General features: G+C 51.1%; 19 protein-coding genes. 16 read left to right on the top strand and 3 right to left on the bottom strand.

The window, feature by feature from the left end; translation table 11 throughout:
- Nucleotides 1-10 precede the first annotated feature (10 nt).
- The 12 genes from NST08_RS11805 (at nt 11) to NST08_RS11860 (ending at nt 13,058) form a co-directional block, all read left to right on the top strand.
- Nucleotides 11-718 carry a ParA family protein gene (locus NST08_RS11805; RefSeq protein WP_213615097.1) on the top strand — a complete coding sequence of 236 codons (708 nt, stop codon included), beginning with the start codon at nt 11-13 and terminating at the stop codon, nt 716-718.
- The gene (locus NST08_RS11810) at nt 715-1,566 is read left to right on the top strand and encodes a hypothetical protein (RefSeq protein ID WP_213615095.1); all 852 of its coding nucleotides are present in this window, start codon (nt 715-717) and stop codon (nt 1,564-1,566) included. Before NST08_RS11805 ends, NST08_RS11810 begins: the two co-directional genes overlap by 4 nt.
- Complete coding sequence (locus tag NST08_RS11815; RefSeq protein ID WP_210094602.1) at nt 1,553-3,457, top strand: ATPase, T2SS/T4P/T4SS family; 1,905 nt, start codon at nt 1,553-1,555, stop codon at nt 3,455-3,457. Before NST08_RS11810 ends, NST08_RS11815 begins: the two co-directional genes overlap by 14 nt.
- Nucleotides 3,447-5,519: a hypothetical protein gene (locus tag NST08_RS11820; RefSeq protein ID WP_028403532.1), complete on the top strand. Its 2,073-nt coding sequence runs from the start codon at nt 3,447-3,449 to the stop codon at nt 5,517-5,519. The genes NST08_RS11815 and NST08_RS11820 overlap by 11 nt, the downstream gene beginning before the upstream one ends.
- A gap of 77 nt (nt 5,520-5,596) precedes the next feature.
- Nucleotides 5,597-6,055 carry a hypothetical protein gene (locus NST08_RS11825; protein WP_007129989.1) on the top strand — a complete coding sequence of 153 codons (459 nt, stop codon included), beginning with the start codon at nt 5,597-5,599 and terminating at the stop codon, nt 6,053-6,055.
- A 13-nt stretch (nt 6,056-6,068) separates the two neighbouring features.
- Nucleotides 6,069-6,473: a hypothetical protein gene (locus NST08_RS11830; RefSeq protein ID WP_260842865.1), complete on the top strand. Its 405-nt coding sequence runs from the start codon at nt 6,069-6,071 to the stop codon at nt 6,471-6,473.
- A gap of 6 nt (nt 6,474-6,479) precedes the next feature.
- Nucleotides 6,480-7,034: a hypothetical protein gene (locus NST08_RS11835; protein ID WP_007129991.1), complete on the top strand. Its 555-nt coding sequence runs from the start codon at nt 6,480-6,482 to the stop codon at nt 7,032-7,034.
- Nucleotides 7,021-8,019 carry a hypothetical protein gene (locus NST08_RS11840; RefSeq protein ID WP_007129992.1) on the top strand — a complete coding sequence of 333 codons (999 nt, stop codon included), beginning with the start codon at nt 7,021-7,023 and terminating at the stop codon, nt 8,017-8,019. Before NST08_RS11835 ends, NST08_RS11840 begins: the two co-directional genes overlap by 14 nt.
- Nucleotides 8,020-8,133: 114 nt before the next feature.
- A complete protein-coding gene (locus NST08_RS11845) occupies nt 8,134-9,687 on the top strand; it encodes an ABC-F family ATP-binding cassette domain-containing protein (protein WP_007129993.1) in 1,554 nt (517 codons plus the stop codon).
- Nucleotides 9,688-10,089: 402 nt separating this feature from the next.
- A complete protein-coding gene (locus NST08_RS11850; RefSeq protein ID WP_251536778.1) occupies nt 10,090-10,902 on the top strand; it encodes a phosphotransferase in 813 nt (270 codons plus the stop codon).
- Nucleotides 10,903-11,014: 112 nt separating this feature from the next.
- Nucleotides 11,015-12,085: a ThiF family adenylyltransferase gene (locus tag NST08_RS11855; RefSeq protein WP_445933645.1), complete on the top strand. Its 1,071-nt coding sequence runs from the start codon at nt 11,015-11,017 to the stop codon at nt 12,083-12,085.
- 253 nt (nt 12,086-12,338) lie between these two features.
- The gene (locus NST08_RS11860) at nt 12,339-13,058 is read left to right on the top strand and encodes a response regulator transcription factor (RefSeq protein ID WP_007129998.1); all 720 of its coding nucleotides are present in this window, start codon (nt 12,339-12,341) and stop codon (nt 13,056-13,058) included.
- 36 nt (nt 13,059-13,094) lie between these two features.
- Here the strand turns inward: NST08_RS11860 and NST08_RS11865 are convergent, their stop codons facing one another.
- Nucleotides 13,095-13,592, bottom strand: a complete 498-nt coding sequence (locus NST08_RS11865; protein WP_007129999.1) for a C40 family peptidase — start codon at nt 13,590-13,592, stop codon at nt 13,095-13,097.
- 269 nt (nt 13,593-13,861) lie between these two features.
- Entirely contained in the window at nt 13,862-14,506 is a 645-nt protein-coding gene (locus tag NST08_RS11870; protein WP_007130000.1) for a thiamine diphosphokinase, read from the bottom strand.
- A 135-nt stretch (nt 14,507-14,641) separates the two neighbouring features.
- On the opposite strand from NST08_RS11870, the gene NST08_RS11875 reads away from it, so the two are divergent.
- Nucleotides 14,642-15,283, top strand: a complete 642-nt coding sequence (locus NST08_RS11875) for a trimeric intracellular cation channel family protein (RefSeq protein WP_007130001.1) — start codon at nt 14,642-14,644, stop codon at nt 15,281-15,283.
- Between the two features lie 93 nt (nt 15,284-15,376).
- Nucleotides 15,377-15,841 (top strand): low molecular weight protein-tyrosine-phosphatase, encoded by a 465-nt coding sequence (locus NST08_RS11880; RefSeq protein ID WP_007130002.1) that lies wholly within the window; start codon nt 15,377-15,379, stop codon nt 15,839-15,841.
- Between the two features lie 326 nt (nt 15,842-16,167).
- Here NST08_RS11880 and NST08_RS11885 read toward each other — a convergent pair whose 3' ends face one another.
- On the bottom strand, nt 16,168-16,896 hold the full coding sequence (locus NST08_RS11885; RefSeq protein ID WP_007130003.1) for an alpha/beta hydrolase: 729 nt from the start codon (nt 16,894-16,896) through the stop codon (nt 16,168-16,170).
- Between the two features lie 256 nt (nt 16,897-17,152).
- Between NST08_RS11885 and pdhA the strand changes: the two genes are divergently transcribed.
- Together pdhA and NST08_RS11895 are read left to right on the top strand one after the other, a co-directional pair.
- Nucleotides 17,153-18,220, top strand: a complete 1,068-nt coding sequence (gene pdhA / locus NST08_RS11890; RefSeq protein WP_028403525.1) for a pyruvate dehydrogenase (acetyl-transferring) E1 component subunit alpha — start codon at nt 17,153-17,155, stop codon at nt 18,218-18,220.
- A gap of 149 nt (nt 18,221-18,369) precedes the next feature.
- Nucleotides 18,370-19,347 carry an alpha-ketoacid dehydrogenase subunit beta gene (locus tag NST08_RS11895; protein WP_007130005.1) on the top strand — a complete coding sequence of 326 codons (978 nt, stop codon included), beginning with the start codon at nt 18,370-18,372 and terminating at the stop codon, nt 19,345-19,347.
- The last annotated feature ends 23 nt before the right edge of the window (nt 19,348-19,370 follow it).

Below are 19,370 nucleotides of genomic sequence, written 5' to 3' on the forward strand. Positions count from 1 at the left end.
GGCAGCATGCGTGAAAAAGTGGATATTTACGGGGATATGCGACAAAAGCGACCTGCTATTGTATATGTGCAAAATACTAGCCCATGGCGACAAAAGGGTTCTGCTTGTGGATGCCGCGCTGGATGCAAAGTATAGGTACTGTATCGGATACCAGCACCCGCAGCTTCCTGTTACGGAGTTCGCCGGGTTCGACGTGGCCGGAGGGTTCGCTACACTTTCCAGTCTTGAGCAGCATTTGCTCAATGAGGACGAGAAGGACTACGACTACATCCTTATGGATGTGGAGAGAACCGATTTTCTACATCCTGGCGATTGGCTGGACGCCGATGCTTGTATCTGGGTTAGCGGATTCGATCTGACGGGTCTGAAGAGAAGCGCGTCTCTGCTGGAGGAATTAAGTGGACAGTGGTCGGATCAAGTCTCCCCCTCGTTTCACCGCGTGTATTTGAATGTGATCGAGGATATGACGGATGAAGCCTATATTGAAGGCTATCTGAATCCGGGCGGGATGGCCTGGCTGGGCCAGCCGGTAAAAATGCCGTGGGACGAGCTGTTCTATGGCTTGAAAATTCAAAACGAGCATGCGGGGAGATTGGTTCTGAAGCCTCTGTCCAGGCATTACAAGCGCTCCTTGATCGAGCTGATTCTTCAACTGTCCGAATGGGATCGCAGGCATGTGCGACGAGCCATGAGGCATGCGGAGAGGAGACGCGCATGAGTCTAGTTGCTGTTTGGAGTCCGTTGAATGGCGGTACCGGGAGCACGATGCTGGCCGCCGCGCTGCCAATCGTGCTAGCAATGGAATATCAGACGCGAGTCCTGCTGACCCATGGCGGACATGCCGGCGAACGGGTCGAGTTGGCATTTTCCGATCGTAAGGAAATGATGGACAATGCGCTTTCGTTCCACGATAACGGCATGGATGCTCTGGAGCGTCTTAGCACAAGCGGCAGATTGAATCCGGAAAATGTTCGTAATTATTCGGTTCCGCTTATCGCCGGGCGTCTGGATCTGCTGGGTGGGTCCCGGGTATTGAGGACAGACTTAAGTGCGAATGAGCAGGGGGCTACCTTGATGTCGAGGGTTCTGGAGGCATCCCGGCATAGCCATGATGTTACGGTAGCCGATGCAGGCAATGGTGCTCCGGGTGCTGCCGACCGGGCAATCTTAAATGCCGCCGACCTTGTTGTCATCGGTATGAATCAGAACCTGCATCTATTGGAGACGGTTCTTTCCAAGGGAGGATTGCCGGATGAAGTTAAGGAGAAGCCTTGCTTCTACAGCATCGGCCGATATGACCGGGAATGCAGTGCAACCTTGCAGAATATCAAGCGGCGTTTTGGTCTGAAAGGATATGCGGCTGGGGTGCCTTACTGCTCCGGAATGACGGATGCGTGGAATACGAGAAACGTATTAATGTACATGCAGCGCAGCCGCGGAGGAAACGGACGAAAAAGATGGAATTCACTGTACTTGGCCATGCAGGGATTGGCACAAGGGATTGCGGAGGAGTGCGGACTCCCAGCCGTTCCGGCGAAAGCGAGGGCTATGCATGCTCTTGGGTAGCGCGATGAATATGGTGTGGATCATCGTTATCCTCCTATTTTTGCTGCTGCTGGTCTATTTGCGGTATCTGGAGAGAAAAGGGGCTCCTTCAGCGGTAGTCCATGACACCGATCCATACTCTATACCGGCGATGACAGCATTCGTGAAAGAAACGCTCCATCAGCTGACCCACAGTCAATTATCCGACCTGGGCTTGCATGAGGAGGAATACCGCCGGAGGTTGAATAAGCGAAGCGAGCTGCGGCGGGCGCTTAAGGGATGCGTAACCGGGGACGTGCTGGATAAAGCCTACGTGAAGGATTTCATGAAGGAGCTGCTCGTGAACAATCTGGGCGTGAACGAAACCAATATCGATCAGGCAATCCCTTTTGAGCACCCAGCCATCCTAACTCCGCAGGACCAGTTTGAGATTATCCTGTATTTGTATAAACAGAATCATGGGCAGGACGCTTTGTCCATGCTGCTCGAGACCTATGATCTTGCACGCCCGCGTGTATTGCCTGGCTATGGCAACGACAGTGTCTATGCCGTCACAGCCGATGATATTGCCTATATCTATGAGTCGGAGCAGCGCCCGCTTCGGTTTCAGGAGAAGCTGGACATTGTGGTGCAGCGTATTTACCAGGAGTATAAGGGCTTTTCCGTCATCGATGAACTCCGGGACCAGCGCATAGACGGGGTCAGCGGAGGGGTCAGCGGCGTACTCGAAGACAGCCGTATGGAAGCATTTCCTTACGGGCACGATGGGTTCGGATGGGGGAGGGGGAACTTGGAACAGGAACAGCAGGCCACCGGCTGTGAAAGCGTCTGGGTGTTCTACCGCGGGATTTCCTTGCATTTATCCTTCCTGTCTTTCGGGAGCATGTTGGAGCTGAAACGGGTCTGCCAAAATATTTATAAATATAACCATCCCGGCCAATTATCGGAGGCAAGCGGGTATAAGGTGAACGAAATGAAGGACGGATCGAGGGTTGTGGTGGTTAGACCTCCTTTTGCAGAATCGTGGGCTTTTTTTGTCCGTAAATTCGATCTGCCCAAAGCCTCGCTGGATCAGCTGATAACAGGAGACGGGTCGGAGCTCGCGGTCGGACTGCTTCAATATTTAATGAAGGGAAGCCGGATCACAGCGATTACAGGTGCGCAAGGCTCCGGCAAAACGACCCTTCTAATGGCAATGGTTGGGCATATCTATGCTACCTACACCCTTCGGGTTCAAGAGATGGCATTTGAGCTTCATTTGCGCAAAATTTACAGCAGACGGAACATTCTCAGCTTTAGGGAAACGGAGCATATAACCGGGCAAGCAGGTCTTGATCTCCAGAAAAAAACGGACGGAACGGTCAATATCCTGGGGGAAGTCGCCAGTGATGAGGTTGCGGCATGGATGATCCAGATGTCGCAGGTAGCCAGCCTATTCACCGTATTTACCCATCATGCCAAGACTTTCAAAGACCTGGTTCAATCTCTTCGCAACTCGCTATTGAAGAGCGGGGTGTTTAGGCAGGAACGAATTGCTGAGGAACAAGTTGCCGGTGTCATAAACTTTGATATTCATCTTAAGCGCGATGCTTTCGGCAATCGATATATCGAACGGATTACCGAGTGCATTCCTCTGGATCGGGGGATTCATCGTAGCGGTCGCCTCACCGCTTCCCTCGATATCGAACAGGAAACGATGGAAGGTCAGCCGGAACCTGAGCTTCAGCTTGATGATGCGGGGGCTTGTTATATATCGCGCAACGTGATCGAGTATCAAAACGGGGCTTACGTACCAGCTGCGCGCTTGACGGATCGCAGCATTCGCGAAATGACCGAGCAGATGCAGTCGGAGGATGCAAGCCGGTTCAGAGCGTTCCTTGCGGCAGGTTGGGGGGAGTCAGTTGGCACTTAAACCTATTTTGATGATTGTGTTCTTGCTGTCGCTGGCCTGCTTCGCAATTGCTTTTGGGATATCGGCTTGGATCAGCCGCAGTAAGCGGCGATCACAGATTGGCCCTTCCAATACAAGCAAGGGCGAAGGCAAAACGCTGCGCGAGTTGTATCGGCAGTGGGCACAGCTTGCCTATCAATACGGGATAAAATTGCCGTTCATCAAATCTTACATCCAGCGCATCCGGCAGCGGATCGTCCTTATCCATCCATATGATGAAATTGCACTTCGCTACGAGACCATGAAGCTGACCTTGGCAATTACAGGAACGATCGGTTTGACGGCGCTGCTGCTTATATGGAGCCGTCCGGATTGGAGCTTTATCGTCATTGTCTTGATGGCTGCGGTCGTTATCAGCAATATGCTGGTTGAAATGTTTATCCTAAGGCTTGAACGGAAACTGTTAGGACAGGCCGTCGAATTGTTTTCTGTCGTCCGCCATCATTACCAGCAGCACGGCATGGTAGAAGAGGCACTGTACGAAGCGGCTGAGAGCGCCGGGCATGAAATCTCCCTGCATGCCAACCGGATCTACAATGCTCTAGTATCGCAAGATCCTGACGACGCGCTTGAGCGTTATTATGAAATTGCTCCGAACCGGTATCTGAAAGCATTTGCCGGGATCTCCCATCTTGTGATGGAGTTCGGAGATCAGGCACGAAAACAAGGCTCGATCTATTTGCAGGGATTGAGCGGATTGTCCAAGGAAATTCAGCTCGATATCTTGAGAAGGGATAAGCTCGACTACCTGATGAAGGGATTGCATGTTATTGCCCTGGCACCGGTTTTTTTTACCAAGCCGATTGAACGTTGGGCGAGAAGCAGCTTCCCCTCCATGGATGAATTTTATATGAGCAAGCTCGGCTTTGTGACGAAGATATCCATTTACGTCATTATCGTAATTTCCTATATCCTGCTCCAGAAGCTTCAGCAGCACCGGGAGACGGACTATCGTGCCGGATTGGAACGCCCTTCCTGGGAGGAGCGGTTATATCGAGTTCCTATTGTCAGAGCCCTTGTCCGCATGGCGGCCCCGGGAATCGGGACAAGCATCTTTCACCGCCAGCTGCGCTTATTGAAGGAAAGCAATGCGCGAATCAAATTCGAATGGCTGTATGTGAGGAGATTGATGCTGTTCTTTATGGTTTTCATCCTATCGTTGAGCTTGGCCATTGGTCTGCATGTGCAAGCAAGGCATCATTTGCTCTATACCCCGGTCCCTCCCCATCCATCTTTGTTTGGTCAGATGAACGAAGTGGAGCGCGTTCAAGCAGAGAAGACAGCAGAACAGGATCGGAACGTGATGAGAAGGATAGGCATGTCTCCTGATGCGACCCCTGAACAAGTACGGAATGGGATCAGCCAATCCGGACATACGGGATTATCCGCAGAGCAGATGGATGCCGCGGTGAAGCGCATATTGTCCAAGATTAGCCGATATGAAGGAGAGTATCTAAGATGGTGGGAGCTGCTGTTTTCACTGTGCTTGGGCTGGCTCGCCTATTGCTCGCCGCTGTGGCTGCTGTATTTTCACCGCAAAGTGCGCAATATGGAGATGCGGCATGAAGTATATCAATTCCAGACGGTTATTTCGATCCTTCGCGGAATGGAGCGTATCTCGGTTGAAGGAATCCTCGAATGGATCAACCGTTTTGCTGTCATATTTAAGGTTCCGATCCAGAAATGCCTGCTTCATTATGAGCATGGTGCCCAGATGGCGCTGGAGGAGTTGAAGGAGGACGTATGGTTTCCCGAATTTCAACGATTGGTGGACAAGCTTCTGCTCGCCATGGACAAAGTGCCGATCAAAGACGTGTTTGATGATCTTGAGGGGGAGATGATCTTCAGCTTTGAGCAGCGCAAGCAGCAATATGAGGCCATGATCGACACCAAGGCTGCATGGGCAAGGATGATCGGTTTTACCCCGATGTATGCTCTGATCTTTATGTATCTCGTCATTCCATTAATCGGGATGAGCTTCACCCAGATGGAAGTTTATTATGAACAGATTCAACGGCTTTGAACGAGGGATGGAACGGAGCTCGCAAATGGCTGTCTCAACAAAAGTATAAAAATATGTAAAGAAATGAGGAGAATCAAATGAATAACGCTTCGTCTGCTTTAAAAGTCGCTGCCGGAATTTTTCTGACCATTGCCTTGATCACGATCGTAGTCATCCTGTTTATTTCTGCACAAGAAGCTACCAAAACGGCGCAAAACAACTTCTCGGACATTCAGACCGAGCTGTCGCAAGCCGCATTCACCGTATATGACGGCACGACGATTAGCGGCTCGCAAGTGACAAACGCGCTGCGCAAGTATAAGGATAAAGATCAATTCGGCATATTTATCGCTACTGGCAAGAATAGAGCGGGACAATGGTACGGGAATGTGCTGGATAACAGCGGGATGATTCTGAATCCGGATTCGAGGCAGGGCAATATCAGCTTGACCATGAACGAGAAGAGCGCGGAGTATGTAAATCCAAGCGGGAAGTTTCAGGCGAGTATCGTAAAGGATGATTCCAACGTGATCCGGGGGATCAAATTTATTCAGTAGATTGGGATAGAGGGTGATAGGATTGCGCGAGCAAACGATCCGTGCGATAGAGCTCGCAGCCGGGCTGGGTCTTTTTTTGAGCGCCTGCTTGTATGCCATGACCATGCTGTCCGTACTTGACTCCGGATTGACGGCGGCAGCCGCGATGACGGAGGAGCAAAATGTCGGGGTATCTTCGTTTTCAGCCGTATCTGAATCAATTGAACCATATTTTACGGGCAGTGAGGTGCTGTTTACGCTTCGCGAAGTACAGTCAGGGCAGCTTGAAGCGGTTATAGACGGGTTGCGGTTCGCTCCAGGGACCGAGCTCGAATCGATGGATCTCTCGGTTATCGATTTGGATGGCCGTTATGCGGCGGACTACCACCGGGAAAGCAACGGGGCGGTGGACTTAATTCGGTTTGTTAAAGTGAGGTAGGGCGAAGTGTCGAACTCGGTATCGAAATGGTTTGCAGCTTTTCTCGCACTGCTGCTTTTGTACATCGTCCCTGCAGGGGAGCTGGCCAGAAGGCAGGATGACCTATCTCGGATCGTCGTTTACCAGGCGGTGACCAAATTTGTGGATAGTGTCCGTACGAAAGGGTATATCACGCCGACCATGTATCAGGATTTTCTACAAGAGCTTGCAGCGACAGGCAATGAATATGACGTCCAGATGGAGCATCGCCATAAGAAATACCAGCCGGAGTATGCGGATCCCGCCGACCCGGACACATTTCTTAACCGGTATGTCGTTGTATATGATGCTTACTATCAGGAAGACCTCGCAGCCTATCTGTTTCCGCAGACGGATATGCCAAGGGATGACGAACGGCGGGTGTATCGTCTGACAGCCGGGGACTTGTTTCAAGTCCGGGTACAGAGCCTAAACAGAACGCCGGGGATGCTGATCATGGATGCGTTAACCGGGACGGATTCGAGTGGAAAAGCAGCCATCGTTTTTCCTTACGGAGGGCTTGTGCTTAATGAAGATTACTGACCTGGCGATCGTGTTCACAGCCATATTCTTTCCGCTTCTTCTCATCCTTGGCTTCCGTTACGAAAGCCTGGAGGATATCCGCTATGTTGAAATGAAATATACCGCCGCACTGCGATCCGCTGTGCAGGACGGCAGTACAAATTTAAACAGGAACGAAACCCAGTCTTTCGAAGCAGCCTATGATTCGAAGAAATTCATGCGGGCAGATAAAGATCAGGCAATGAAGGCGTTTGCCCAAACATTGTACATGAATATGGGCATAGAAGACGGCGATTCGGCGTCACAGGCTGCTCTATGGTGGTATATCCCCGCTCTCGTCGTATTGGACTATGACGGGTATTTCATCTACGCCTTACAGAGCTATACCAATGCAACCGGTGAAGAGGAGATGCGCCACCAATGGACTCCGAAGCTGCCGTATGCATGGTCGGATGGCGAGGGCAATAGCGTGCAGTTCACTTTGGATTCGTTTGTTCGCGTCTATGAATCAAGCTCTTCCCGCTGGTACGCCGGGTGGCGGCATGAATTGGCCGGTCAATCGGGCGTGTCCCTGCTCCAGAATGAGGAGACGTTTGAACATATTCGGCGAATCACGATCGTGAACGCCGTTCAGGATCGGCTGGCGTATTACATACAGCGTCATAATGAATCGGCTCTGCGCAACGGCATGACCTACATCTTTACGCTACCCGTCATCTCGCAGGAGGAGTGGGTGAATACGATCGATGATGTCGGCATGCTGGCCTTTGTTCAGGGAATTCCGCTGGGGGATCGCTATTATAACAACTATGCAATTGGCGGGGCAAGACTGGTTAAGTCCCCGGTATATTTCGGTGGTGTTGACGAGCGGGGGCTGAAATATTATTTCCGGGATGACTGTTCGTTTCCTTTCCAGGTAGAAGAGACGTTTTCCCATCCGAAAGAGGCGGCCGCAGCAGGTTATCGAGAGCGGAGCTGCCGTAATCCGGGGGTTCTGGCCCCCTGAAAGTTGTAGTTTCAGGGGAGAGGCTTGGTGTGATACAATAAATTCTTGACTGTGTACTTTTCGCTAACTACCAAGAAAGAATTTCATATTATACAGACAGGAGTTACTATAGCCATGAGTTTATTGACTGTAGAGAACGTATCGCATAACTTCGGGGACAGGACTCTTTTCAAAAATGTGTCCTTCCGCTTGCTGGCTGGAGAGCATGTCGGTCTTGTCGGAGCCAACGGGGTTGGCAAATCGACATTGATGAATATTTTAACCGGACAGCTGTTAAAGGACAGCGGCAAGGTAGAGTGGACGCCAAAGGTGCGCTACGGCTATCTGGACCAGCATACGAAGCTTACGCCGGGCAAGACCGTGCGTGATGTTCTTAAGGATGCGTTTCTTCCTCTGCTAGAGCTGGAGAAGGAAATGATGGAAATTACGAACAAGATGGCTGATGCCTCTCCCGAGGAGCTTGAACTGCTGCTTGAGCAAATGGGCGAGATTCAGGAGCAGCTGGATATGGGGGATTTTTATCTGCTGGACGTGAAGGTAGAAGAGATGGCCAATGGACTGGGCCTGTCTGCCATTGGACTCGACCGCGACGTCGCGACGCTGAGCGGCGGACAGCGGACGAAGGTGCTGCTCGCGAAGCTATTGCTGGAGAAGCCGAATGTGCTTCTGTTAGACGAGCCGACGAACTATTTGGATGTGGAGCATATTGAGTGGCTGACGCAATATTTAAAGCAGTATCCCTATGCTTTCATCCTGATTTCACACGATACGGAATTTATGAATCAAGTCGTGGATGTCATCTATCATTTGGAATTTGCTAAATTGACCCGTTATACCGCCAACTATGAGAAATTTCTCGAGATGGCGGATATTAACAAGAACCAGCATATCGATGCGTACGAGAAGCAGCAGGAGTTTATTAAGAAGCAAGAGGATTTCATACAACGGAACAAAGCCCGGTATTCCACTTCAGGGCGGGCCAAAAGCCGGGAGAAGCAGCTTGAGCGTCTTGAGCGGATTGACCGGCCGGAGGAAGCGGCCAAACCGGTCTTCAATTTCAAAGAAGCTCGTGCCAGCGGCAAAACCGTATTCGAAGGAATCGAGTTTGAGATTGGCTATGACCGCCCACTGCTGCCAAAAATGAGCATGACCATTGAGCGCGGAGAGAAAATTGCGATCGTGGGCTGCAACGGCGTCGGTAAATCGACCCTGCTGAAAACGATTTTGGGCAAGCTTGAGCCTTTCAGCGGCAAAACGTATCAAGGGGATTTCCTGTATCCGGCATATTTCGAGCAGGAGGTGCGCCCAGGCAACTTGACGCCGATCGATGACGTTTGGAACGAGTTCCCGCATTTGAACCAGCACGAGGTACGAGCCCATCTTGCGCGCTGCGGCCTGAAGAATGAGCATATTACCCGTCCGTTAAAGGCGCTCAGCGGCGGCGAGCAGGCCAAGGTGCGTTTGTGCAAGCTGCTGATGCGTGAAAGCAATTGGATATTGTTTGACGAACCGACAAACCACCTGGACGTAGCTGCAAAGGATGAGCTGAAGCGGGCTTTGAAGGAGTATAAGGGAACGATCCTGCTCGTCTCCCACGAGCCGGACTTTTACGAGGATTGGGTCACGAAAATCTGGAACGTCGAGGACTGGTCCAACCAGCAGGCTTAATCACCGCGTTCTTACATGAAACATTCAGGAGCGTAAACTTGCTGATTTTGAGAGGGAAAATCCCCAATGGGGTGTCTCGCTTGAAGGAAGGACCAGTAGAATAACAATCCATGATTTCAACATAGAAGTAGGCGGTGCTAAGGATCTCGATGTCCCTGCACCGCTTTTTCTTGTTCTCATTATTAATGAGCAAGTGTTTGATCCGATGAAATCGCTGAGATTAATGTGTGATGGATCATGTCGTACCTTCACGCAGATTGTGATATGCTAAAGTCAATTTAACGAAGAACGGAGGGATCGTGCATGGAAGAGTTGGATCCATGTTGGGGGCTGTCATCATTATGGGGGGTTCCGCATTACTAGCCCCTGCCAGACCGTGCGGATATCCCCGCCGAAAGGGGAATGACCTTGGAATCGAATAAGAATGGAAATGATGGAGAGAACGTCCTCCTTTCCGAGGAGAAGTCAGTGGTCCTTCGCGGCGGCGTGGTCTACCGGCCGGCGGGTCCGTGGACACCCAGTATACATGCCTTGCTAAGGCATTTGCGGGCGGCGGGCTTCGAATCGCTGCCGACTGTCATTGGTGCCGGCACCAATGAGGAAGGACAAGAAATGGTAAGCTATATTGAAGGAGAATTCATCCATCCCGGACCTTGGAGCGATGATGCGATCGTGGAGGTAGGCCGAATGGTTCGAAGGCTCCATGATGCTTCGGCTTCATGGAGCCCGGGTCCGCATGCTTTGTGGAAGCCCTGGTTTCTAAGGAGACTCGGGGGATCCAACCTGGTCTACAGCCATGGGGATATTGCACCGTGGAACATGGTAACGAAGGATGGTCTGCCTGCCGCCTTGATCGATTGGGAATACGCGGGGCCGGTCGATCCGCTGGTTGAGCTTGCCCGCGTGTGCTGGCTGTTTCCGCAGCTGCATGACGATGACGTCGCTATGATGAACGGACTGCCTTCACCGGAAGCGCGTGCAAGACAGGTTCGGCTGCTCGTGGACGCTTACGGTCTGGAGCCTGGCGGTAGAGCGGCTTTACTTGATTTGATCGTTGCCGTCGTCGTCACGGAAACGGCAGAGGAAGCGATTGAAATGAAGGTCACGCCCGATAGTCTGGGGCCTCTTTGGGGGCTGGCTTGGAGAGCGAGAAGCGCAGCCTGGATATTGCGTCATCGCCGTTTGATCGAGCAAGCGCTCGAGTCAGGCGGATAAGCTCGGAACAGTCGAATGGAATCTACGGTTTAGGGATGCTTGAGAAATTGCAGGAGGGGTCTACTTGAACGGTGCGGATGAGAACAGCGGAACAGTTAAGAGCAGCAAGGATATAGAGGTGGAGGGCGAAAAAGACAAGGAATATCCGGGTTCGGATCACAGCCAGCGGTATTCAAGGCAGGAACGGTTTGCTCCTTTCGGCAGAGAGGGGCAGAAGCAGCTCCTAGCCAGCCATGTTCTGGTCGTTGGAGCAGGAGCCCTTGGCAGCGCCGTGTCGGAAACGCTCGTTCGTGCGGGTGTGGGACGCGTTACGATCGCCGATCGCGATTATGTGGAGTGGAGCAATCTGCAGCGTCAGCAGCTGTTTACCGAGCAGGATGCCGAGGAACGCCTGCCTAAAGCTATCGCGGCACAAAGGCGTCTTTCCCGGATCAACTCCGGTGTCGAGGTGATCGGGAAGGTAACCGACGTTCGGGCTCAGGAATTAGCGGAGCTTTCCCAAGGTGTTCATGTGATCATGGATGCTACCGATAATTTTGAGACACGGCTGATCATAAACGACATCGCTTATAAACGCGGAATCCCATGGATCTATGGCGGCTGTGTGGGAAGCTCCGGCATGAGCTTTACGTTTTTGCCGGAGGAGACACCTTGCTTGAACTGCCTGCTCGGAACAATTCCAATGGGCGGCGATACATGCGACGTTCATGGCATTCTTCCACAAGCGGTCCAGATGGTTGCTGCACATCAGACAATGGAGGCGATGAAGCTGCTGGCCGGGCAGCGTCACGTCCTCCGAAAGAAGATGCTTTCTTTTGACGTGTGGCGCAACGAACGCGTGGAATTCGGTGTGGAGCGGGCAAGGAGAACGGACTGTCCCACTTGCGGCGAGCATCCGGTATATCCGTATTTGTCGGCAGCCAATGTTGAAAAAAGCGAAGTGTTGTGCGGGAGAGATACCGTTCAAATCCGGCCGGCCAGACCGAAGCGGCTTGCCCTTCGACAGCTGGCGGAGCGGCTGAACAGTCTTCGGGAAGGCAAAGCGACAGCGACTCCTTTTATGGTCATGTATCAGGTTAAAGGGCATCGTCTTGTCATTTTCGAAGACGGACGAACGTTAGTTCACGGCACGTCCGATATGGCCGCAGCACGAACGCTGTACAATAAATACGTCGGAGGCTAAGGGGCGCAAGAGCCGAGTATACTGTTAATCTGTGAGAGGATTGCTGCAATTGTCTCTTAGGCCTTCGATTGATAGGGAAGTGGAGTGTTCAAGGTCGTTGGACCTTTGGGCACTCCTTTTCCGTTTTGGGTGAAATTAAGCCGCCTCAACGCCATAGAGTAAAGAGCCTGGCAGCATCGCCATTCATGAGTGAAAACGGCGGAAATCAGACATACTTACTGTATGAAGCAGGGAACGAGTGGGAGGAGGAATTGTGGAAATATTGATCCTTATTGCGGCAGATCCATCGGATCGCTCCCGGGCGGTGTCCGGAATGCTTGAAGAGGCGGGATACCAGATCGCATTCGCTCATCATTATTCCGAAGTGGTCTCTGCCATCGAGCGCATGGACCCGGACATTCTGCTAATCGACAGCAAGCTGCCGGGGATGAGCCGGTTTAATCTGGTGGAACGGTTGACGGGGAATGGGAAGGCCGTTCCGATTATGGTGTTAGGGAATGACGGACCGGAAGAGGCGGTGCAAGCACTGGAGGCCGGCGCCCATGATTACATCCCGCAAGAATGGGATCCAAAAGAGATGCTCGCGCGCATCGCGAATTTGCTCCGCATCTTCCAGCCGGTTCAACGCGAAAATAACGAGGCAATCCAGATCGGCGATCTTGCAATCGACCCGTTAAAAAGGAGCGTTGTCCGGGGAGAGGAGCCCGTCGAGCTGACGCAGCGCGAATTCGACCTGCTGCTTTTTTTGGCTAAGCGGGCGGGACAGGTCTGTACACGTGAAGATATTTTGCGGTATGTTTGGGACTATGATTTCCATACCGGAACGAATGTGGTAGATGTATATATTCTCCATTTAAGAGAAAAGGTCGACAAAGGAAGGAAATTAAAACTGCTGCGAACGATTCGGGGCGCAGGCTATAAGCTGATGGCTCAGGATGAGATTGAAGAGACCGCAAAAAACCGCCTTCCTTGATTAGGAAGACGGTCGGTCGCTTGCTATTCAGCTATATTAAAGTACGCGGCGTGCTTTCAGGTAAGTCTTCTTCCAGTTGCCCGAGTTCAGGTTAGAAATCGTAACGCCCGGCTTGCCATAGGTGTGCAGGATTTTACCATTGCCCATGTATACGGCCACATGCGTTACGTTTCTGCCGTTAGCGCGGCTTCCGCTGGAGAAGAATACCAAATCGCCGGCTTTCAGGTTGGACTTGGAAACAGCTTTACCTACTTTGGACTGTGCAGCAGATGTCCGCGGCAGATTTACGCCATACTTCTTAAAGATATGCTTCATGAAAGAAGAGCAGTCAAACACTCTTGTTGTGGATGTGGATGCGCCGAATTTGTAAGGTGTTCCCATATATTGTTTGCCGTAGTTGACGACTTGACTTCCCTTGCTGACGGATGCGGCTTCTACAGGAGCCGGTGGAGCAACGGTAAGCACCGCCCCTACGCCCAAAGTTGCGCTCAAGCTAACGACTACAGCTTTCTTAATCCAATTCTGTCGATTCATGTTGTATAGTACCTCCATGCGTTTTTGTTTTTTGCGATGAACCGAGTATAGCAGATTTGAAACCGACTAAAATGTGGATAATCGGCGCAATCGCTTGGTGCGCATGGAATGAAAGCGAATTATTAAAAAACGATTAAAAGTTACAAAAAATTAAGAAATAGCAGTTGGCCCAAGCTGAAAAATTAAGAAAAACCCTTGCGTGGCAAGGGTTTTATCGATTGTTACGAATGGGTTAAATCCACCGAATAAAGATGACAAAAAAGTAACGATTACTGATCTTTGCTCTGGATGATAAGAAGCAGCCCGCCTTCGATATGCACGATGCCTTTTTCCTGGGACAGCCGGTTGCTGACCCCGAGTGATTGTCCCATGCGAAGCGAAGCGTTATGAAGCGGATATTCAAAGCCTTCCAGTTCGATGCCTGTGACCTCGGTGGTGAGGGGGAGCAGAGAGACGTACTTAAACCCGCGATCCTCCACAACGCAGCTTGAGCCTGTTAAGGTGATGTAATTGTTCTTATCTAATATGGAGCATGGAATGTGGTGCTGCAGCCCGCGGATCAGCATATGGATGTTAGCCAACGTATGATCCAGCCGGGTGCCGCTTGCTCCCATGATCAAGATGGATTCAGGCGACTGTTCGAGCGCCAGGTCAAAGGCAAGTTCGGTATCGGTTAGGTTTTTATCGATCGGATCGCATTCGATGATTTTTCCGCTCATCGCTTGAACCTTCGCCAATTCTTCGGGGGTGATGGAATCGAAATCCCCGACCGACAAATCCGGTTTGATCCCGTGCTCGATTAAAAACAAAGCGCCGCGATCTGCGCCGATAATGAAATCCCCGCTTCGGATCTCCTCTAAAAATTGTGCAGACAACTCCCCTCCGGTAAAGATCAGAGCGCGTGCAGGCAACATGTCATTTCCTCCTTTATTAAGAGAATTGCCATTTCATCTAGTATATAGCAGGATTCATACTTGCACAATTTAATAGGCGTGACTACAATGTAGTAGGTAATTTTTCGCGGAGCGGGGGAATCGGGAATTGTGGACATGCATGTGTTTGATGTATTCAGTATTATTGGGACGATAGCGTTCGCCATGTCCGGAGCCGTTGTGGCAATGGAAGAGGATTATGATATTCTGGGAGTTGTGGTCCTTGGTCTCGTAACCGCCTTCGGCGGAGGCATCATTAGAAACGTGCTGATCGGGGTTCCCGTGACGACCCTGTGGGGCCAAAGCGATCTGATTATACTGGCCTTGATTTCGGTATTTTGCGCGTTCGTGCTTCCTCTCGGATGGCTCCACCATTGGAAGAGAACCGAAGCGTTATTCGATGCGATCGGATTGTCCGCCTTCGCGATTCAAGGGGCGCTCTATGCGACGCAAATGAATCACCCGCTAAGCGCAGTTCTTGTCGCAGCCGTGCTGACAGGAAGCGGGGGCGGCATGGTCCGCGATCTGCTTGCCGGGCGCAAGCCGCTTGTCCTGCGGGACGAGATCTATGCAGTCTGGGCGATGGCGGCAGGAGCGGCCGTCGGTCTCGGCGCTGCGACGACGACGTGGCAGTTGTTGACGTTGTTCGTGGTCGTCATTGTATTCCGAATGCTGTCCGTTCATTATAAATGGAGACTGCCCAGAAGATCGCTTTCGCATGGAGGCGCATCGGGCGGCGGCATGAGTGCCGGCAGCTGAGAATCACTCGGGTGACAACTTTGGAGAATGATCGAATATCATCCGTTTAAACGATGTTTTTAAGGTATGATTGATGACGAGGAGGTGGAAGCGATGGTATCCGTCTTGTTTGTATGCTTGGGCAATATTTGCCGCTCGCCGATGGCGGAAGCGGTGCTTCGACACAAGATCGCTGCAAAGGGCTTGCAGGATAAAGTTAAGGTGGATTCGGCAGGCACCGGAGACTGGCATGTCGGCAAAATCCCCCATGAAGGGACACGCAAGCTGCTGGACAGCTGGAACATCAGCTATGAGGGGATGACGGCACGGCAGGTGATGAGCAAGGACTTGGAGGCGTTCGATTACGTGATCGGGATGGACGACTCCAATGTAGCTAATATGCGGAAGCTGCCAGGCGGCGGTGATGCAAGCATCATGAAGTTTATGGATTTGCTGCCTGACGAAAAGCTGAGAGAGGTGCCGGATCCTTATTTCACAGGGAATTTCGAAGAGGTGTACCGTCTCATCGATGCCGGATGCGACATCCTGCTGGACAAGATCATCCAAGAAAAGCTATAATCGATTCGAATAAAGCGGTCTGTTTTCTAAGCCGCTTATTCAACGAACCGGATTGAAAGCGTAACCAAGAAGGATGTTCCATAAGATGAACAATGCACATTCCATAATAATGCGCGGTTGTTCATCTTTTTTTACAGACGAAAGCGAGGGTAAGATGCGGCAGGACCTCCCTAAATTTTTTGCCGGAATGAATCAGTCAGAACAGCCATGCAGAACGTAAAATGGCCCGACTCCCTGTAGAAGGGATCAGGCCATAGCCGCAAATCGTAACGAATCCTTATGGATAGTCTGTACCTCTTAAGGAACGACCATCATGTCAGCCCGAGTTAGCCCAAAAAGTACATAAGGGCAGCAGGCAGCTCTTTTTGCCAGAAGCCCCAAAGGTGACGCCCGTCTTTCTCATAATAGGCTACTTTAGCCCCGCGATCTTCGAGCAAAGCCTTGGTCTGGCGATTCAATTCTACGAAATTGTAGACGCCCGTATCGGTAGCGTAATTGTCTTCTTGCAGACCTACGATCATATAGATGTCGAGCCATGACAAATCCTGCTCCTGCTTGATGATGCTCTGGGACATCTCGTAGAAGGCACCGGACAAGCTGATCACTCGCGTGAACAGATGCGGGTAGCGGAGCGCCAGATGCACGGATACGCTGCCGCCAAGGGAGTCGCCTGCAAGCAGCCGCTCGCCAGCTTCTCTTCGAACAGGATAATTCTGTTCAATGAAGGGAATAATCTCTTCGGCGAAGCAGGATACGTAGGCATCGAACCGGTTGCCGAACGGTGCGTATTCTTCGGTACGGACTTTGGTATTCACTTCGACTCCCACGATAATAAAAGGTTCAACCCCTTCGTCAAGGATCAGCTGGTTAGCCCAGGTTGCAATCCGGCCGAAGTTGAAAAATTCCTCGCCGTCCTGGCAGTAGACAACAGGATAGCTGAGAATTTCGTTATAGCCGGGTGGAAGGTAGATGCGCAGCGTCCGTGATTCTTGAAGAAACCGGCTTTCAATCGTTTCCTTCACAATGGTTCGCTTCAATAGTCGTTCATTCGTCATCACTCGTCACCTTTTTCGGGTTAGTTTTTGAAATGGAGTACACAATAAGTTAAAATTACCCTATTCGTACTTTCCTGTCTGCTGTACTATGATGTTTGTCATGCTGTTATAGTATTATACACCCGCTGTTATACATACAAACGTTAAGAAATCTGAAATTTTATGAGGTATTTCTTTGACGAATGGAGTAAAACAGGTGTATAATAATTCTATAACAGCGGAACTTGATATTCAAATATTTATTGAGGTGAAAAAAATGACCAAGGTTCCTTATGAAGTATATACCGAGGAAGTGGATACTCTATCTGTACTTTCCCCGGATGGCGAAATCGTAAACCAGGATCTTCTGCCAGAACTGTCGGACGATCAACTGAAAGAAATTATGTACCGCATGGTGTTTACCCGTACTTGGGACGATCGTGCCGTTAACCTCGGCCGCCAAGGTCGCCTCGGCTTCTACGCGCCGGTTTCCGGTCAAGAAGCAACGATGGTCGGCAGTGAATTTGCAATCGAGAAAGACGATTTCATCTGCCCGGGCTACCGTGATATGCCGCAGATCGTATGGCATGGTCTTCCGCTTTACCAAGCGTTCTTGTATTCCCGCGGACATCAGCATGGCGGACAAATTCCGGAAGGCGTTAACGTCCTGATGCCGCAAATCATCATCGGTGCGCAAATTTTGCACGCGATGGGTATTGCTATGGGTTATAAATTGAAGAAGCAAAAGCAAGTTGTTATTACTTACACCGGTGACGGCGGTTCGTCCGAAGGTGATTTCTATGAAGGCTTGAACTTCGCTGGCGTTTACAAGCTGCCTGTCATCTTCTTCGTACAGAACAACGGCTACGCGATTACGACTCCGTTCTCCAAGCAAACAGCAGCGCTGTCCATCGCGCACAAAGCGGTAGCTGCCGGCATCAAGGGCGTTAGAATTGACGGCATGGACGTGTTCGCGGTTATCAAAGCGGTTCGTGACGCTGCTGAGCGCGCTCGCAACGGCGAAGGCGCAACGCTGATTGAAGCCGTAACCTACCGTTTCCGTCCGCATTCCCTTTCCGACGATGCAACCAAATACCGCACGAAGGAAGAAGAGGGCGAATGGAGCGAGAAGGATCCGATCGCGCGTCTTGCGAAATATCTGGAGAAGAAGGGTCTTTGGACAGAAGAAGATACGGCTCGCGTGAAAGAAGAAGCGAAAGCGAAAGTCAATGAGCAGATCAAGAAAGCAGAACAAACGGAGAAAATGACGGTCCCAGGATTGATCGACAGCATGTTCGAGCAAACTCCGAAGCATCTTGAAGAGCAAAAAGCCGATTTCCAATAAAGAAGCTTAACCGATAATTGTTCACGGCCAATGAACGGACAATTATTCGGTTTTGTCATGGGTGCAAAGGATCAGGGATTGAATATAGCGTAAACGGCGCCTAAGTCGCTGGAATAGTGAACTGTAACACTTAAGGAGGAAATCAAGCAATGGCACAAATGAACATGAAAGAAGCGATTCGCGACGCCATGCGCGTTGAATTGAGCCGCGATCCGAACGTTGTCATCTTCGGTGAAGACGTGGGTAACGTCGGCGGTGTGTTCCGGGTAACAGAAGGCCTTCAGAAGGAGTTTGGCGAGGAACGCGTATTTGATACGCCGCTTGCCGAATCCGCGATCGGCGGTCTTGCGGTAGGTCTTGGTATTCAAGGCTTCCGTCCGATTGCCGAGATTCAATTCGTCGGTTTTATTTTCGAAGCGTTGGACCAAATCGCCGTACAGGCTGCCCGTATGCGTTACCGTTCCGGCGGACGCTACAATTCGCCAATCGTATTCCGCACCCCGTTCGGCGGCGGGGTTAAAGCGGCTGAGCTGCATACCGACGCTTTGGAAGGTTTGCTTGCACAAACACCGGGTATTAAAGTTGTAGTTCCTTCCAATCCTTATGATGCAAAAGGACTTATGATCGCAGCGATCCGCGACAACGATCCTGTATTCTTCATGGAGCACTTGAACCTGTATCATGCGTTCCGCGCTGAAGTTCCGGAAGGCGAGTATACGGTTGAGCTCGGTAAAGCGAATGTGGTTCGCGAAGGCTCCGACGTAACAATTATTGCGTACGGCTTGATGGTTCACACCGCAACGAAGGCGGCTGAAGAGCTCGAGAAGAACGGAATCAAAGCGGAAATCATCGACCTGCGCACCATCGCGCCGATCGACATCGACACGGTGATTGCTTCGGTGAAGAAGACCAACCGCGCGATCGTCGTGCAGGAAGCTCAAAAATCCGCCGGCGTGGCAGCAGAAGTCATTGCACAGATCAATGAAAAGGCAATTTTGCACCTGGAAGCTCCAGTTCTGCGTGTAGCACCTCCGGACACCGTGTATCCGTTCGCTCAGATCGAGGATGCTTGGCTCCCTACCCCTGCGCGGATTGTAGATGCCGTTAATAAAGTCATGAATTTCTAATTGCAGCAAATATTTAGGGAGGT

The organism is Paenibacillus sp. FSL K6-1566, from assembly GCF_038050475.1.
Taxonomy (GTDB): domain Bacteria; phylum Bacillota; class Bacilli; order Paenibacillales; family Paenibacillaceae; genus Paenibacillus_AQ; species Paenibacillus_AQ lactis.

Bases quoted from the DNA above. Each gene is read 5' to 3' on its own strand.
- NST08_RS11810 (WP_213615095.1), top strand. From the start codon at position 715: ATGAGTCTAGTTGCTGTTTGGAGTCCGTTGAATGGCGGTACCGGGAGC.
- NST08_RS11815 (WP_210094602.1), top strand. From the start codon at position 1,553: ATGCTCTTGGGTAGCGCGATGAATATGGTGTGGATCATCGTTATCCTC.
- NST08_RS11825 (WP_007129989.1), top strand. From the start codon at position 5,597: ATGAATAACGCTTCGTCTGCTTTAAAAGTCGCTGCCGGAATTTTTCTG.
- NST08_RS11840 (WP_007129992.1), top strand. From the start codon at position 7,021: ATGAAGATTACTGACCTGGCGATCGTGTTCACAGCCATATTCTTTCCG.
- NST08_RS11845 (WP_007129993.1), top strand. From the start codon at position 8,134: ATGAGTTTATTGACTGTAGAGAACGTATCGCATAACTTCGGGGACAGG.
- NST08_RS11850 (WP_251536778.1), top strand. From the start codon at position 10,090: ATGACCTTGGAATCGAATAAGAATGGAAATGATGGAGAGAACGTCCTC.
- NST08_RS11865 (WP_007129999.1), bottom strand. From the start codon at position 13,592: ATGAATCGACAGAATTGGATTAAGAAAGCTGTAGTCGTTAGCTTGAGC.
- NST08_RS11870 (WP_007130000.1), bottom strand. From the start codon at position 14,506: ATGTTGCCTGCACGCGCTCTGATCTTTACCGGAGGGGAGTTGTCTGCA.
- NST08_RS11875 (WP_007130001.1), top strand. From the start codon at position 14,642: ATGCATGTGTTTGATGTATTCAGTATTATTGGGACGATAGCGTTCGCC.
- NST08_RS11880 (WP_007130002.1), top strand. From the start codon at position 15,377: ATGGTATCCGTCTTGTTTGTATGCTTGGGCAATATTTGCCGCTCGCCG.
- NST08_RS11885 (WP_007130003.1), bottom strand. From the start codon at position 16,896: ATGACGAATGAACGACTATTGAAGCGAACCATTGTGAAGGAAACGATT.
- pdhA (WP_028403525.1), top strand. From the start codon at position 17,153: ATGACCAAGGTTCCTTATGAAGTATATACCGAGGAAGTGGATACTCTA.
- NST08_RS11895 (WP_007130005.1), top strand. From the start codon at position 18,370: ATGGCACAAATGAACATGAAAGAAGCGATTCGCGACGCCATGCGCGTT.